We start from the raw sequence: 15286 nt of genomic DNA, 5'->3' as shown, positions 1-15286 counted from the left end.
CATGCTGAGAAGTCTTCAGGGTTGCCCCCGAGACGAACCCCGGGATCGGAGCGGAAACGCATGCGGATGGCCGAGCTGAGCGCCGAGTCCGGGGTGCCGGTCGCGACCGTCAAGTTCTACCTGCGCGAAGGCCTGCTCCCGCCGGGCGAGCGCACCAGCCCGAACCAGGCGCGCTACTCCGCGGCGCACGTCCAGCGGCTGCGGCTGATCAAGGCGCTCACCGAGGTCGGCGGGCTGTCGCTGGCCTCGGTCGGCGTCGTGCTGACCGCGATCGACGGCGCCGAGACGCCGCACCGGACGATGGGTGTCGTCCAGCAGGAGCTGGCCGGGCCGCCGCCGAAGGTGTCCGACGAGGCCGCCGAGTGGGCGGCCGGGCTGCTGGCGGACCTGATGGGCCGCCACGGCTGGAAGGCGCACCCGCCGGAGCACCGCGCGATGGCCAACCTGGTCGCGGCCCTGGCGACGGCCAAGGAGCTGGGCCAGGAGACGCTGGCCGCCCACCTCGAGGAGTACGCCGAACTGGCCATGCGCGTCGCGGAGCTCGACGTCGACGTGGTGCGGGGCCTGACGTCGATCGACAAGATCATCGAGGCCGGGCTGGTCGCGACCGTCCTCGGCGACCGGATCTTCGCCGGCCTGCGCCACCTCGCGCAGGAACAGGTGTCCCGCGAGGTGCTCGGCGGTCAGTCCGAGACGCTCAACGTCTTGGCGACGCGGTCGAAGACGTCCTGACGGCCCGAGTTCTCCTGCTCGACGGGCACGGTGACGGAGAGCAGCCACAGGCTCGTGCCCGCCTGGACCAGGTTCATGAACGTCACCCGGGTGCCGCCGCCCCCCTCGTGTTCGGGCAGGGTGCCGCCCTCGGCCAGGCGGTACGTCAGCGTCGTGCCCTTGCCGTCGGGCAAGGGCGTCGGCGGGAACAGGTAGAACGCGTTGCCCGGGTACGACCCCTTCAGCCAGGCGATGTATTCGCCGTCGTCGGGGAACTGGGTGAAGTACTTCGCCAGCCGCTCGACCCGGAGCGACCGGCGGCCGTCCGGGGAGACGTACTGGACCGCCGTGCTCGCCCCGAACCTCGTCGTCGTGTGCGGGGCCACGAACTTCTGCCAGCCCTCCGGCACCTGGAGGCCGAACTGCCCGCCGTTGCCGGTCACGTAGCTCGCGTCACCGGACTGCTGCACCAGCGTCGGCGGCGGGACGTCGGTCGGGCCGTTCGACGGGCTCCGCGGGGCGGCGTCCGGTGGCAGCAACGGCTGGCCGCCGACCGCCCTGGCCAGCGCGAACCCGCCGCCCGCGGCGAGGAGGAAGAGCAGGATCGCCACCGCGACGAGCACGGCGGTGGCCGTGGAGCTGCGCCGCGGCGGCGCCGGGGCGAACACCGTCGGCGCACCCGCGGCGGGGGCCGCCGCCGGTGCCGGGGTGGGCGGGCGCAGGAACGGCAGCGGGCCCGGGTCGGCCGCGAGCTCGCTGCTCGACGCCTCGGCCTTCTTCTCCGCCTTGGCCTTGTCCTTCTCGGGCAGGACGGTCTTGATGATCTGCGTGTCGGTCGCGTCCGGCTGCGCGGAGGTCTTCTTGCCGTCCGGGGTGTGGAACAGCTCGGGCCCGAACAGGTCGAGCGGCGTCTTCGTCTGCAGCGGGTACAGCCGGTGCCGGACCTCGCGCAGCGTGATCCGCTTGCCCGGCTCCTTCTTCATCAGCGCGCCGATGACGTCGGCCAGCGGGCCGGCCTTCGGCTGCGGCACCTTCCCGTTGACGACCTTGCCGACCGTCTCCAGCGGATCGCCGTCGGCGTCGTACGGCGGCGCGCCTTCGACCGCGGCGAACAGCGTCGCGCCGAGGCCCCACAGGTCCGCGGCCGGCGTGACGGCCCCGCCGGAGGCCACTTCGGGTGCGATGTAGGCGGGGGAGCCGAGCATGATCCCGGTGCGGGTCATGGTCGCCTCGGAGACGTTGCGGGCGATGCCGAAGTCGGTCAGCTTGATCCGGCCGTCGCTGGCCACCAGGACGTTGCCCGGCTTGACGTCACGGTGGGTGATCCCGGCGGCGTGCGCGGCCTCCAGCGCGGACGCCACGGCGATGCCGACCGCCGCGGCCTGCCCGACGGTCAGCGGCCCGTAGTCGCGCAGGATGTGCGCCAGGCTGCGCGAGGGCAGCAGCTCCATCACCACGAACGGCTGGTCGTCCTCGCGGGCGACGTCGTGCAGGATGATCACGTTCGGGTGGGAGAGCACGGCGATGGCGCGGGCCTCGCGCAGCGTGCGCTCCCGCAGCTCGTCGGCCTGCGACGCCGGGATGCCCGGCGGCACCTTCATCTCCTTGACGGCCACCTGCCGGTGGAGGAACTCGTCGTAGGCCGACCAGACGGTGCCCATCGACCCGGAGCCGAGCACCGAACGCAGCCGGTAGCGACCGGCGACCACTCGTGTCTCTTCGCTGGAGGGGGGCACCCGCCAATTGTGGCGTACGGGACCGACAGTCTCTGCAAGCTGGCCCCTAACCCGGCCCGGGTCCGCCCCCTAGCGCGACCAGACTCACAGGTCGGCGCCGCCGGGTGCCTCTACCATCACAGGTTATGACTGATGTGGCCGGTCCGGAGTCAGTGCCGATCTCCGAACTCGACCTGGCGGCCGAGTTCCCCGACGCGACGCGTGAGCAGTGGCAAGAGCTGGTCGCGGGTGTGCTGCGCAAGAGCGGGAAGCTGCCGGAGGACTTCGCGGGCGCCCCGGAGAGCAAGCTCGTCACGCGCACCTACGACGGGATCGAGATCCAGCCGCTGTACACGGCCGAGGACGTCCCCGGCGACATCGGCTTCCCCGGCCTGCCGCCGTACGTGCGCGGCGCCCGTCCGGACGGCCAGGTCGGCACCGGCTGGGACGTCCGGGCGCGGTTCACCGGCGAAGACCCGCGCGAAGTCAACAAGGCGATCCTCGCCGACCTCGAAGGCGGCGTGACGTCGATCTGGCTCTCGGTGCCGCCCGCGGCCTTGGCCGACGCGCTGAACGAGGTCTACCTCGACCTGGCGCCGGTCGTGCTGGACGCGGGTGCTTCGTACGAAGCCGCGGCGGACGCGTTGTTCGAGTTGTTCGCCGAGCGCGAGATCCCGGCGAGCGAAGCCACCGCCGTGCTGGGCGCCGACCCGGTCGGGCTGGCGGCCCGGTCCGGCTCCGCCGTGGCGCTGGAACCGGCGGCCGCGCTCGCGGCGCGTGTCGCCGGCAAGTACCCGAAAGTGCGGACGATCGTCGCCGACGGCCTGCCGTTCCACGAAGCCGGCGGCTCGGACGCGCAGGAGCTGGGCGCGCTGGTCGCCGCCGGCGTCACCTACCTGCGGGCGTTGACGGACGCGGGCCTCGACGTCGAGGCCGCCGCGGGGCAGCTGGAGTTCCGGCTCGCCGCGACCGCCGACCAGTTCTCCACCATCGCGAAACTGCGGGCGGCGCGCCGGCTGTGGGCCCGCGTCGCCGAGGTCTGCGGCTTCACCTCGCCGATGCGCCAGCACGCCGTGACGTCGCCTGCCATGCTGACCAGGCGCGATCCCTGGGTGAACATGCTGCGCACGACGGTGGCCTGCTTCGGCGCGGGCGTCGGCGGCGCGGACGCGGTCACCGTGCTGCCGTTCGACGCGGCGATCGGCCGTCCGGACGCCTTCTCCGCGCGGATCGCCCGCAACACCCACGCCGTGCTGCTGGAGGAGTCCAAGCTGGCCGGCGTGGCCGACCCGGCGGGCGGCTCCTGGTACGTCGAGAAGCTCACCGACGACCTCGCGCACGCGGCCTGGGCCGAGTTCACCGCCATCGAGGGTGAGGGCGGCCTGGTGGCGTCGCTGGGCTCCGGCGCCTTGGCCGGGCGGCTGGCGGCGACCTGGGAGAAGCGCTCTTCGCGGATCGCCACCCGGCGCGACCCGCTCACCGGCGTCAGCGAGTTCCCGAACCTGGCCGAGAAGCCGGTGGTCCGGACGCCTGCCGAGGCGACCGTGGAAGGCGGGTTGCCACGGCACCGGTACGCAGAAGGCTTCGAGGCGCTTCGCGACGCTTCGGACGCGTACCTCGCTTCGGAGGGCTCGCGGCCGAAGATCTTCCTCGCGACCCTCGGCCCGGTCGCCGCGCACACCGCGCGGGCCGGGTTCGCCGCCAACCTGTTCCAGGCGGGCGGGATCGAAGCCGTCAACCCGGGCGCGACCGACGACCTGCCCGGCGCGTTCCGCGCTTCCGGCGCCCGCATCGCCTGCCTGTGCGGCACCGACGACGCCTACGCGGCCCAGGCGGCCGACGTGGCCGCGTCGCTGGGCGCCGAGTACGTCCTGCTGGCGGGCAAGGGCACCTACGACGGCGTGGACGGCAACGTCTTCGCCGGTTGCGACGCCCTGGAAGTCCTCGACGGCCTGCACGCCAAGCTGGGAGTTGCGCGATGACCATCCCGAACTTCGCCGGTCTCGACCTCGGCACGCCGTCGCCGGGCGACCGCGACACGTGGGCGCGCGCGGTGGAGAGCGCCACCGGCAAGGGCCCGGACGCCCTGGCCTGGGAGACGCCGGAAGGCATCGGCGTCAAGCCGGTCTACACCGCCGCCGACCTGTCCGATGTGGACTTCCTGGGCACGTACCCCGGCATCGCGCCCTTCCTGCGCGGGCCGTACCCGACGATGTACGTCAACCAGCCGTGGACCATCCGCCAGTACGCCGGGTTCTCCACCGCCGAGGAGTCCAACGCCTTCTACCGGCGCAACCTCGCCGCGGGCCAGAAAGGGCTTTCGGTCGCCTTCGACCTGGCCACCCACCGCGGCTACGACTCCGACCACCCGCGCGTGTCGGGCGACGTCGGCATGGCGGGCGTCGCGATCGACTCCATCTACGACATGCGGCAGCTCTTCGACGGCATCCCGCTCGACAAGATGTCGGTGTCGATGACGATGAACGGCGCGGTGCTGCCGGTGCTGGCGCTCTACGTCGTCGCGGCCGAGGAGCAGGGGGTGAAGCCGGAGCAGCTCGCGGGGACCATCCAGAACGACATCCTCAAGGAGTTCATGGTCCGCAACACCTACATCTACCCGCCGCAGCCGTCGATGCGGATCATCTCCGACATCTTCTCCTTCACCTCGCAGCACATGCCGAAGTACAACTCGATCTCCATCTCCGGCTACCACATGCAGGAAGCCGGGGCGACGGCCGACCTGGAGCTGGCGTACACGCTCGCCGACGGCGTCGAGTACATCCGATCGGGGGTCGACGCGGGGCTGAGCGTCGACAAGTTCGCGCCGCGCCTGTCGTTCTTCTGGGCGATCGGCATGAACTTCTTCATGGAGGTCGCGAAGCTGCGCGCGGCCCGGCTGCTGTGGGCGAAGCTCGTGAAGGGCTTCAACCCCACGTCGTCGAAGTCGCTTTCGCTGCGGACGCACTCCCAGACGTCCGGCTGGTCGCTGACCGCGCAGGACGTCTACAACAACGTCGTGCGGACGTGCGTCGAGGCGATGGCCGCCACCCAGGGGCACACGCAGTCGCTGCACACGAACGCCCTCGACGAGGCCCTCGCGCTGCCGACGGACTTCTCCGCGCGGATCGCCCGCAACACCCAGCTGCTGCTGCAGCAGGAGTCCGGCACCACGCGCGTGATCGACCCGTGGGGTGGGTCCGCTTTCGTCGAGAAGCTGACCTACGACCTCGCGCGCAAGGCGTGGGGGCACATCACCGAGGTCGAGCAGGCCGGCGGGATGGCCAAGGCGATCGACGCCGGTATCCCCAAGCTGCGCATCGAGGAGGCCGCCGCGCGCACCCAGGCGCGCATCGACTCCGGGCGGCAGCCGGTGATCGGCGTCAACAAGTACCAGGTCACCGACGACGAAGAGATCGACGTCCTCAAGGTCGACAACGCCGGCGTCCGCGCCCAGCAGCTGGAGAAGCTGCGGCGGCTGCGGTCCGAGCGCGACTCCGCGGCCACCGAGGACGCCCTGCGGCGGCTCACCGAGGGCGCCGGCAACGGCGGCAACCTCCTGGAACTGGCCATCGACGCGGCCCGGGCCAAGGCCACGGTCGGCGAGATCTCCGACGCGCTCGAGAAGATCTGGGGACGGCACTCCGGCCAGATCCGGACCATTTCGGGTGTCTACCGCGAGGAGGTGGGGAAGACGCAGAACGTCGAGAAGGCCCGTCAGCTGGTCGACGAGTTCGCCGCGGAGGAGGGCCGCCGTCCCCGGATCCTCGTCGCGAAGATGGGCCAGGACGGCCACGACCGCGGCCAGAAGGTGATCGCCACCGGCTTCGCCGACCTCGGCTTCGACGTCGACGTCGGCCCGCTGTTCTCCACCCCGGCCGAAGTGGCCCGGCAGGCGATCGAGGCGGACGTGCACGTCGTCGGCGTGTCGTCGCTGGCCGCCGGGCACCTGTCGCTGGTGCCCGCGCTGCGCCACGAGCTCGCCGAGCTGGGCCGCGAGGACATCATGGTCGTCGTCGGCGGCGTCATCCCGCCGCAGGACTACCCGGCGCTGCGGGAGGCGGGCGCGGCCGCGATCTTCGGGCCCGGCACGGTGCTCGCGGACGCGGCCATCGACCTGCTCGGCCAGCTGACGGCGCAGGAGTCCTGACCCTTGCCGCGCAAGATCGACGTCACCGCCTACGCCAAGGGGGTGCTCGCCGGGGACCGCGGGACGCTGTCGAAGGCGATCACGCTGGTCGAGTCGCAGCGGGCGGACCACCACGCGCTGGCGCAGGAGCTGCTGGTGGAGCTGCTGCCCGCGGCCGGCGGGGCCCAGCGGGTCGGCATCACCGGCGTCCCCGGCGTCGGCAAGTCGACATTCATCGACCAGCTCGGCACCGACCTGACCGCGGCCGGGCACCGGGTGGCCGTGCTGGCCGTCGACCCGTCGTCCACCCGGACCGGCGGGTCGATCCTCGGCGACAAGACCCGGATGGCGCGGCTGGCGGTCGACGAACGGGCGTTCATCCGGCCGTCGCCGACGTCCGGGACGCTGGGCGGGGTCGCGCGGGCGACCCGCGAGACGATCGTGCTGATGGAGGCGGCCGGCTACGACATCGTGCTGGTCGAGACGGTCGGCGTCGGACAGTCCGAAGTGACCGTGGCGAACATGGTCGACTGCTTCCTGTTCCTCACGCTGGCCCGCACCGGCGACCAGCTGCAGGGCATCAAGAAGGGCGTGCTGGAGCTCGCCGACGTCATCGCCGTGAACAAGGCCGACGGCGATCACGAGCGGGACGCCCGGCGCGCCGCGCGGGAGCTGGCGGGCGCGCTGCGGATGATCTACGGGCCCGAAGCGTCGTGGACGCCACCGGTGCTGACCTGCAGCGGCCTGCACAACCTGCGGCTCGACGAGGTCTGGGGCGCGATCGAGCGGCACCGCGACACGCTTTCGGCGTCCGGCGAACTCGACGCCCGGCGACGGCAGCAGCAGGTCGACTGGACCTGGGCGATGGTGCGCGAGCAGCTGCTCGGTCGGCTGGCGGTGCATCCGGACGTGCGAACGGTCGTCCCCGACGTCGAGCGGGCGGTGCGGGACGGTGAACTGACGGCTACCCTCGGTGCACAGCGGATCCTCGACGCGTTCGGTGGCTGACGGGCGCGCGGTCCGCGGGCAGAATGCCTGGGCGTGGCGAAAGGATGACATGGCGAAACTGCGGGGTCTGGTCCTGGTCGGGCTGCTGGGAGCGGTGCTGTTCACCGCGTCGCCCGCGTATGCCGCGCCGGTGCGCCCGGCGGCCGTGACGGTGTCGGCGGCGCACGCTCCCGCCGGGTTGGTCCTGGTGCAGACCACGGTCAATCCGGGCCCGGTCCTCGACCCGGCCCAGACCGACAAGGCGAACACCGAGAAGACCAGGAACAAGCTGATCGCGGGCCTGATCGCGGTCGTCCTGCTCGGCATCGTGATCTGGGGGCGCAAGATCCGTTCGAAGCGGGCCAAGGGGTCCTGAGGTTTTCGGCTTTGCCGAAGTGGTGCACGCCGTTCAACGCAGATCCGGTACCGGCCGTCTAGGACGGCCGTTTTCGAGGCGCGGCTTGCCGCCTGCATGGTGCACGATCGTCTGCAAATGCGTACGACAGATCGATCGGCACGACGCGTGACCCCAGCCGCTGCGCGGGTTGCCCGTGTTGCGGGAGGAGGTGCGGCGTGACGGTGCTCGACTCACGGCCGGACGTTCCAGGCGACCCCCAAGGGCGCATCATCAACCCCATGGAGGGGTCCGAGGCGCTCATTTCCGATGCCGGCGTAAGCATGGCTCCCGTGGACGACCTTGGTGCGGGCCGCGGCCCGTTCTGGCTTGACGACTGGCTGCGCGCCAACGCGACCGACGTGCTGGCCTGGCGGCGGCACATCCACGCGCACCCGGAGCTGTCGCGGCACGAGTTCGCGACCACGGAACTGGTCGTCACGCTGCTGCGCTCGGTCGGCCTCAAGCCGTGGGTGCTGCCGGGCGGCACCGGCGTGGTGTGCGACATCGGCAGTGGTGAGCGGTGCGTGGCGCTGCGCGCGGACATGGACGCGCTGCCGCTGACGGAGGCCACGGGCCTGCCGTACGCGTCGACCACCGATGGCGCGGCGCACATGTGCGGCCACGACGCCCACACGGCGATCCTGCTGGGTGCGGCCCGCGCGCTGGCCGGCGCGCCGGAGCTGCCTGGCCGCGTCCGGCTGATCTTCCAGCCGGCCGAGGAGGTCATGCCCGGCGGCGCGCTGGACATGATCGCGGCGGGTGCGCTGGAGGGCGTCGAGCGGATCTACGGCCTGCACGTGGACCCGCGCCTCGAGGTCGGGTCGGTGGGGATGCGCGTCGGGGCGTTGACCTCGGCGGCGGACCTGATCGAGCTGCGCCTGACGTCGCCGGGCGGCCACACGTCCCGGCCGCACCTGACGGCGGACCTGGTGCACGCGCTGGGCACGGTGATCACGTCCCTGCCCGCGGTGCTCTCCCGCCGCGTCGACCCGAGGTCCGGGACGGTCCTGGTCTGGGGAGCGGTCCACGCGGGCCAGGCGGCCAACGCGGTCCCGCAGGACGGCGTCCTGCGGGGTACTCTGCGCACCGCGGACCACGAGGTCTGGACGGCCCTGGAGCCGCTGGTGGCGGCTTCGGTGGAGTCCCTGCTGGCCCCCACCGGCGTCGGCTTCTCGTTGGACTACCGCCGGGGCGTCCCGCCAGTGGTCTCCGACCCGGAGTCGACGGCCCTGATGCGCGCCGGCGTCGAAGCCGCCCTCGGCGAGGGCGCTGTCGCGCCCACGGAGCAGTCTTCCGGCGGCGAGGACTTCGGCTGGTACCTGGAGCACGTCCAGGGCGCCTTCGCCCGCCTGGGCGTCTGGCCCGGCCCCCCGGCCCCGCAATCGGACATCCACCGCCCGACGTTCGTCCTCGACGAGCGAGCCCTCCTCTGCGGAGTCCGAACCCTCGTCCACACCGCCCTAACCACCCTCGCCTAACGAGTTCCGTCTCCGATCACGCGAGTCCCGTCTCCAATCACGCGAGTTCGGAGTTACGCACACAAGTTATCCACAGGCTCGGCGAGTTATCCACAGCTCGAGGATGAGGCCCTTCCGCTGATCGTCGGTGGGCCTCATCCTCGAAGTTGTGATCAGTTGGGGAGGACGACACGGAGCCGTCTCGCGTCGCGAAGCCGATGCGGTTTTGGGGCGGCGAGCAGTGCTCGAGGGGCTGGCGACCGGCGTGCTGGCGCAGCCGTGGCGGGGCGTGGTCATTCATGCGGCAGATGCGCTGAATCTGGCAACCCGGGCGCAGGCTGCGCTGATAGCGGTGGGTCCGCCGGCTGTCCTGTCGGGGGCTACTTCCCTTGCGCTGCATGGGATTTCGGTAGCCGATGAGCCCACCGTGCACCTCACGGTGCCCTACGCTCGGCGGGTGGAGTCGAGGCCCGGGCTGGCGGTGCATCGAGCCGAATTCACCGAGTTCGATATGATCGAGATCGAGGGACTGCCGGCGTTCTCGCTCGACCTCGCCTTGGCCGATTTCCTCTGCGACGGGGACAAGCGAACTGCGTTCGCGGCCCTCGACGAGGCCATGCGGGGCCTGGCTGCCGACCACTGCCTGAAGCTCCGAGAGAACGTCCGAGACCGGATTTTGGACCGCAGGAGCAAGCGAGGTATCCACAGGGCGCAGATGCTCCTGACCCTCGCCACCGGGAAGGCCGAATCGCCGCCCGAGAGCATCCTCCGGTTGATCGTGGTCGAGGCCGGGTTGCCGATTCCGGAGGCGCAATACGAGATCACCGCCATCGACGGCCGCAAGCTGTACGTGCTCGACATGGCGTGGCCGGCCCTGCGCATCGCCCTGGAGTACGACGGCTTCGTCGCTCACGAAGAGCGGCGTGAGCACGATGCCGAGCGCGACGAGCGGTTGGCCGGCCGAGGATGGGTCACCATCCGGGCAGCCGCGGCGGATCTCCGAGACCCCAGCCGGGTGCTGTCCGAACTTCGATCCCACTTCGAGCGACGAGCGGCGTAACTTGCGTGATCGAGGCCGTCACCGGCGTGATTGGAGACGTAACTCGCGTGATTGGGGCCGGAAGTCAGCCGGTGATGCCGGAGCAGGGGCGGGTTCGGAGGTCGTCGACGTAGTCGGCGGGGGCGCCGGCCGCCTCGGCGGCGTCGGCCAGGACGCCCAGGTAGCGGGCGGACGGGAGGCCGCCTTCGTAGGCGTCCAGGACGTACAGCCAGGCCAGGACCGAGCCGTCCATGGTCTGGACGCGGAGGCGGATCTTCGAGTGGATGCCCAGCTCGCCGCCCTCCCAGCGGTCCAGGCCGTCCTCGTCCAGGGGCGTCACGTCGTAGAGGACGACGAAGACCCGTGAGCCGGGGTCCTCGACGATCGTGGCCAGGGCACCTTCCCAGCCCAGGTCCTCGCCGCCGAAGGTCAGGCGCCAGCCCTCCAGCCAGCCGGTGCCGGCCATCGGAGAGTGCGGCGCGCGCTCCAGCATCTGGGCGGGCTCCATGTTCGATCCGTACGCGGCATACAACGGCACGCCGACAGCGTAGCGATACCTCCCTCACCCGAGTGGACGCACTCGCCGTGTTCGCCCACTTCAGTGTCCGGTGACCTTCGCCGCGTACGGTGAGAGCACCGCACGGACTGCCTTGAGGAGGACCCAGGTGACCAGGATCGTGATCATGGGCGGGGGCCCGGCCGGCTACGAAGCCGCGCTGGTCGCGGCTCAGCACGGAGCCGACGTCACGATCGTCGAGCGGGACGGCCTCGGTGGCGCCTGCGTCCTCTACGACTGCGTTCCCTCGAAGACGTTCATCGCCAGCTCCGGCGCGCTGGCCAAGATGCACGACCTCGGCGAGCTCGGCATCAACACCGACCTGGCCGACACCAGCATCGACCTCCCGACCGTCCACGGCCGGGTGAAGGGCCTCGCGCTCGCCCAGTCCGCCGACATCCGCGCCCGCGTCCAGCGCGAAGGCGTCCGCGTCATCGCCGGCGAGGCCCGCTTCTGCGACGAGGAGCCCGGCCTGGCGACGCACAAGGTCGCCGTCACGACCAAGGACGGCACCGAGAAGCTGCCCGCCGACGTCGTCCTCATCGCCACCGGCGCCACCCCGCGCGTGCTGCCCGGCGCGGTCCCCGACGGCGAGCGCATCCTCGACTGGCGCCAGCTCTACGAGCTCCAGGAGCTCCCCGAGCACCTCGCCGTGATCGGCTCGGGTGTCACCGGCGCCGAGTTCGCCTCCGCCTACACCGAGATGGGCGTCAAGGTCACCGTCGTGTCCAGCCGTGACCGCGTCCTCCCGCACGAGGACGCCGACGCCGCCGCGGTGCTCGAGGAGGTCTTCTCCCAGCGCGGCACAACCGTCGCCAAGCAGGCGCGCGCCGACCGCGTCGAGCGCACCGAGAAGGGCGTCGAGATCCACCTCGCCGACGGCCGCGTGATCGAAGCCAGCCACGCGCTGATGACCGTCGGGTCGGTCCCCAACACCAGGGACATCGGCCTGGACAAGGTCGGCATCGAACCCGGTCCCGGCGGGTTCATCACCGTCGACCGCGTTTCGCGCACCTCCGTTCCCGGGATCTACGCCGCCGGCGACTGCACCGGCGTGCTCATGCTGGCCTCGGTGGCGAGCATGCAGGGCCGCATCGCGATGTGGCACGCGCTGGGCGAAGGCGTCGCGCCGATCAAGCTCAAGACCGTCGCCGCCAACGTGTTCACCCACCCGGAGATCGCCACCGTCGGCATCAGCCAGCAGGCGATCGACTCCGGCGAGGTGCCCGCGCGCACCATCATGCTGCCCCTGGCCACCAACGCGCGCGCGAAGATGGAGGGCCTCCGCCGAGGCTTCGTGAAGCTGTTCTGCCGCCCCGCCACCGGCGTGGTCGTCGGCGGTGTCGTCGTGGCGCCGACGGCGAGCGAGCTCATCCTTCCCATCGCGCTCGCCGTCCAGAACCAGCTCACAGTGGACCACCTGGCACTGACATTTTCGGTGTACCCGTCGCTGTCGGGCTCGATCACCGAGGCCGGCCGCCAGCTCATGCGCCACGACGATCTCGACTGATCCCGTAGGCAACCCGTCGCGCCCCGTCGCGTCTTGTCGGTTGTACGGCTGAAGGACGCGAAGGGTGTGAAGGTGCGCAAGACGGTGTTTTTGGTTGCGGCAGCGGTGTTCGGGGCGACGGCGCTGACGGGACCGGCGATGGCGCAGCAGAGCACGGTCCCGGCGCCGGGCGGCGCGCCGGCCAAGGGCAGCGTCCAGCTCAACGTCAACACCGCGATCAACCAGACGCTCGTGGACAAGTACGTCCGCGACGCGCCGAACGTGGCGCTGGCGAAGTGTGAGGGCCCTTCGCCGGCGTTCTCCTCGCCGGTCCTGACGTTCACCAACTACACGCCCGGCCCGTTCATGGGCGCCGACGCGAACATCAGCGCCGACGCCGAGCTGAAGCCCGGCACCGCGGCGGGGACGTACCCGCTGACCGTCACCTGCGGCGACCAGACCTACACCACGCAGTTCACGGTGGCCGCCGCCCAGGTCGCGAAGGTGCCCTCAGGCGCCGCGAAGGCCGGCGACGGCAGCATGGCAGGCTGATTTCCCGAAATCGACTCGGACCACCCCGGAGCCCCGCTCCGGGGTGGTTTTTTCTTGGCCCGGCGCAACCCTCTCCGCAGGTAGAACGTCTCTTGGAACAGAAGTCCCGGGGGAGGGGAAACGGAAATGAAAAAGATTCTTGCGGTCACCGCGGTTGCGGGTGGATTGGTGCTCTCCGCTCCGGCGGCCTTCGCCGCCACGCCCGCGGAGCACGCCGGAAACCCGAAGGCCTACCTTCGCGTCATGCCGACCGCCGCCCGCCCGGGCGCGAAGGTGGCGATCCGCCTCGGCTGCGAAGAGGCGAGCACGCGCGACCTGACGTCACCGGTCTTGAAGATCGGCGCGTTGCGGCGCGTCGGCCCGCAGGACGACCCGGCGAAGGCACCCGCCGCGGCCGCGTCGGCGACCGTGCAGCCGGCGAAACCCGGCGTCTACCGGGTTTCGTTCTCCTGCGGCGGCGCGGAACTGACCACGAAGTTCACCGTCCTGGGTGAACGTCGTCAGGTGGCGAAGGTCCCGTCCGGCGCGCCCCAGACCGGTGGCGGCCCGGCCGGCCACGGCCCGCTCGCCGCCGCGGGCGCCATGGGAGTGCTGGCCCTCGGCGGTGGCGGCCTCGTGCTGGCCCGCCGGACCTGGCGTCGGTGACCGGCGGAGGTACCGTCGGGCGCAACCGGAAGAACCACTCGGACGTGTGAATTCGCAGGAGTCGGTGAGGGAGGAGCCCATGCCCAGGAGGATCACGAACCGGCGGGGTCTCCTGATCGCCGTCGTCGTGGCGCTGCCGGCCACGCTGGTGGTGCTGGTGCTGACCCTCGGCGGTGGCCCCGGCCCGGGCACCGCGCAGCCGCCGCCCGCCCAGCCGGTCGCGGTCGAGCCCGCGCCCCAGGTGGACAGCCGGAACGCCGTCGCGGCGCTGCCCAAGTCCGAGCCCGTCTCGATCGACATCCCGAAGATCGGCGCGCACTCGTCGCTGGTGCCGCTCGGGCTCAACCCGGACAACACCGTCCAGGTGCCGCCGGTGACCACGCCGCTGCAGGCGGGCTGGTACACCTACGCGCCGACGCCGGGCGAGACCGGCCCGGCCGTCGTGCTGGGGCACGTCGACGGCAACCACCAGAAGGGCATCTTCTTCCGGCTCAAGGAGCTGGCCGCGGGGGACCGGGTCTCGATCGCCCGCAAGGACGGCACCACCGCGGTGTTCGAGGTGACCAAAGTGCACCAGGTGCCGAAGAAGGACTTCGAGGCGGAAGGCGTCTACGACGACACCGCCGGCCCCGAGCTCCGGCTGATCACGTGCGGCGGCGTCTTCGACCGGAGCGCGCACAACTACGTGGACAACATCGTCGTCTACGCCCGCCTGGTCCAGGCCTGATTTTCGGTTTTTGTCGGTGCCCGGTGCAACACTGTGCCCGTCGTCACCAGAGGCGGCGCAGACGAGGGTTGGGAGTCGGCATGGTGTTCCGGGACGAAAGATGGCCCGACGGTACGCCCAGCTGGGTGGACCTGATGGTGCCCGACCAGGCGAAGGCGATCGCCTTCTACGGCGGCCTGTTCGGCTGGGACGTGCAGCGGGGCGGTGAGGAGACCGGCTTCTACGGCATGGCCGAGCTGCGGGGCCGTCCGGTCGCCGGCATCGGCCGGACCCCACCGGGCCAGGACGTCCCACCGGTCTGGACGACGTACCTCGCGGTGTCCGATGTGGACCGCACGGTCACCGCCGTCACCGAGGCGGGCGGGCAGCTCGTCGTGCCCGTGATGGAGGTGATGAAGGAGGGCCGGATGGCCATCGTGGCCGATCCGGCGGGCGCGGTCTTCGGCCTCTGGGAGGCCGGCAACCACATCGGCACGCAGGTCACGGCGGCCCCGGGCACGCTGGCCTGGAACGAGTGCATGAGCCGCGACTACCCGGCGGCCAAGCCGTTCTACGAGGAGATCTTCGGCTACGGCTTCCAGGACATCTCGAGCGACGACTTCACCTACGCCGTGGTGCTCATCGACGGGCGCCCGGTCGGCGGCCTCGGGGCGGTGCCCGGATCGGTGCCGCCGGAGGTGCCGTCGTACTGGTCGGCGTACTTCTGGGTGGCGGACGCCGACGCGAGCGCGGCCAAGGTGACCGAGCTCGGCGGCACGGTCGAGGGGAAGCCGTTCGACTCGCCGTACGGGCGGCAGGTGCGGGTCGCCGACGACCAGGGCGTGCCGTTCGTGATCATCGCCCCGAACGAGCAGTCGGGCGAGCCGGAGGGCTGGGAGGTGTGAA

At 71.5% G+C, this 15286-nt stretch carries 14 protein-coding genes; 12 read left to right on the top strand and 2 right to left on the bottom strand.

Annotated elements, in window-relative coordinates; all coding sequences use genetic code 11:
- Window positions 1-66 precede the first annotated feature (66 nt).
- Window positions 67-732: a MerR family transcriptional regulator gene (locus ACWEGE_RS33940; RefSeq protein ID WP_449664552.1), complete on the top strand. Its 666-nt coding sequence runs from the start codon at window positions 67-69 to the stop codon at window positions 730-732.
- Here ACWEGE_RS33940 and ACWEGE_RS33935 read toward each other — a convergent pair.
- Window positions 684-2420, bottom strand: coding sequence for a serine/threonine-protein kinase (locus tag ACWEGE_RS33935; RefSeq protein ID WP_449664608.1), 1737 nt, complete (start codon window positions 2418-2420; stop codon window positions 684-686). The two genes, ACWEGE_RS33940 and ACWEGE_RS33935, sit on opposite strands and share 49 nt — an antisense overlap.
- Before the next feature lie 152 nt (window positions 2421-2572).
- Here ACWEGE_RS33935 and ACWEGE_RS33930 point away from each other — a divergent pair, with 152 nt between their 5' ends.
- The 6 genes from ACWEGE_RS33930 to ACWEGE_RS33905 all read left to right on the top strand — a co-directional run bounded on the left by ACWEGE_RS33930 (window position 2573) and on the right by ACWEGE_RS33905 (window position 10453).
- On the top strand, window positions 2573-4408 hold the full coding sequence (locus ACWEGE_RS33930) for a methylmalonyl-CoA mutase family protein (RefSeq protein WP_449664551.1): 1836 nt from the start codon (window positions 2573-2575) through the stop codon (window positions 4406-4408).
- Window positions 4405-6573 (top strand): methylmalonyl-CoA mutase, encoded by a 2169-nt coding sequence (gene scpA, locus ACWEGE_RS33925; protein ID WP_449664550.1) that lies wholly within the window; start codon window positions 4405-4407, stop codon window positions 6571-6573. The genes ACWEGE_RS33930 and scpA overlap by 4 nt, the downstream gene beginning before the upstream one ends.
- A 3-nt stretch (window positions 6574-6576) precedes the next feature.
- Window positions 6577-7560, top strand: a complete 984-nt coding sequence (gene meaB / locus ACWEGE_RS33920) for a methylmalonyl Co-A mutase-associated GTPase MeaB (protein WP_449664549.1) — start codon at window positions 6577-6579, stop codon at window positions 7558-7560.
- Between the two features lie 49 nt (window positions 7561-7609).
- Window positions 7610-7915, top strand: a complete 306-nt coding sequence (locus tag ACWEGE_RS33915) for a hypothetical protein (RefSeq protein WP_449664548.1) — start codon at window positions 7610-7612, stop codon at window positions 7913-7915.
- Window positions 7916-8112: 197 nt separating this feature from the next.
- The gene (locus ACWEGE_RS33910; RefSeq protein WP_449664547.1) at window positions 8113-9414 is read left to right on the top strand and encodes an amidohydrolase; all 1302 of its coding nucleotides are present in this window, start codon (window positions 8113-8115) and stop codon (window positions 9412-9414) included.
- Between the two features lie 205 nt (window positions 9415-9619).
- On the top strand, window positions 9620-10453 hold the full coding sequence (locus tag ACWEGE_RS33905; protein WP_449664607.1) for a DUF559 domain-containing protein: 834 nt from the start codon (window positions 9620-9622) through the stop codon (window positions 10451-10453).
- 64 nt (window positions 10454-10517) lie between these two features.
- On the opposite strand, the gene ACWEGE_RS33900 is transcribed toward ACWEGE_RS33905, so the two are convergent.
- The gene (locus tag ACWEGE_RS33900) at window positions 10518-10970 is read right to left on the bottom strand and encodes a gamma-glutamylcyclotransferase (protein WP_217709632.1); all 453 of its coding nucleotides are present in this window, start codon (window positions 10968-10970) and stop codon (window positions 10518-10520) included.
- Between the two features lie 127 nt (window positions 10971-11097).
- On the opposite strand from ACWEGE_RS33900, the gene ACWEGE_RS33895 reads away from it, so the two are divergent.
- The 5 genes from ACWEGE_RS33895 to ACWEGE_RS33875 all read left to right on the top strand — a co-directional run bounded on the left by ACWEGE_RS33895 (window position 11098) and on the right by ACWEGE_RS33875 (window position 15285).
- Window positions 11098-12498, top strand: a complete 1401-nt coding sequence (locus ACWEGE_RS33895) for an NAD(P)H-quinone dehydrogenase (RefSeq protein ID WP_449664546.1) — start codon at window positions 11098-11100, stop codon at window positions 12496-12498.
- A 72-nt stretch (window positions 12499-12570) separates the two neighbouring features.
- Entirely contained in the window at window positions 12571-13029 is a 459-nt protein-coding gene (locus ACWEGE_RS33890; RefSeq protein ID WP_449664545.1) for a hypothetical protein, read from the top strand.
- A 126-nt stretch (window positions 13030-13155) separates the two neighbouring features.
- The gene (locus ACWEGE_RS33885) at window positions 13156-13674 is read left to right on the top strand and encodes a hypothetical protein (protein ID WP_449664544.1); all 519 of its coding nucleotides are present in this window, start codon (window positions 13156-13158) and stop codon (window positions 13672-13674) included.
- 79 nt (window positions 13675-13753) lie between these two features.
- Window positions 13754-14401 carry a class F sortase gene (locus tag ACWEGE_RS33880; protein ID WP_449664543.1) on the top strand — a complete coding sequence of 216 codons (648 nt, stop codon included), beginning with the start codon at window positions 13754-13756 and terminating at the stop codon, window positions 14399-14401.
- A gap of 80 nt (window positions 14402-14481) precedes the next feature.
- Window positions 14482-15285: a VOC family protein gene (locus ACWEGE_RS33875; protein WP_449664542.1), complete on the top strand. Its 804-nt coding sequence runs from the start codon at window positions 14482-14484 to the stop codon at window positions 15283-15285.
- Window position 15286: the final 1 nt, after the last annotated feature.

The sequence above is a fragment of the Amycolatopsis sp. NPDC004747 genome, assembly GCF_053601335.1.
The sequence above is the reverse complement of the archived record's forward strand: the minus strand, read 5'-3'. Positions and strand labels throughout refer to the sequence as shown.

What these genes read in the sequence shown, in the direction of transcription:
- ACWEGE_RS33940 (WP_449664552.1), top strand. Translation starts at nt 67, where the DNA reads ATGGCCGAGCTGAGCGCCGAGTCCGGGGTGCCGGTCGCGACCGTCAAG.
- ACWEGE_RS33930 (WP_449664551.1), top strand. Translation starts at nt 2,573, where the DNA reads ATGACTGATGTGGCCGGTCCGGAGTCAGTGCCGATCTCCGAACTCGAC.
- scpA (WP_449664550.1), top strand. Translation starts at nt 4,405, where the DNA reads ATGACCATCCCGAACTTCGCCGGTCTCGACCTCGGCACGCCGTCGCCG.
- ACWEGE_RS33915 (WP_449664548.1), top strand. Translation starts at nt 7,610, where the DNA reads ATGGCGAAACTGCGGGGTCTGGTCCTGGTCGGGCTGCTGGGAGCGGTG.
- ACWEGE_RS33885 (WP_449664544.1), top strand. Translation starts at nt 13,156, where the DNA reads ATGAAAAAGATTCTTGCGGTCACCGCGGTTGCGGGTGGATTGGTGCTC.
- ACWEGE_RS33880 (WP_449664543.1), top strand. Translation starts at nt 13,754, where the DNA reads ATGCCCAGGAGGATCACGAACCGGCGGGGTCTCCTGATCGCCGTCGTC.
- ACWEGE_RS33875 (WP_449664542.1), top strand. Translation starts at nt 14,482, where the DNA reads ATGGTGTTCCGGGACGAAAGATGGCCCGACGGTACGCCCAGCTGGGTG.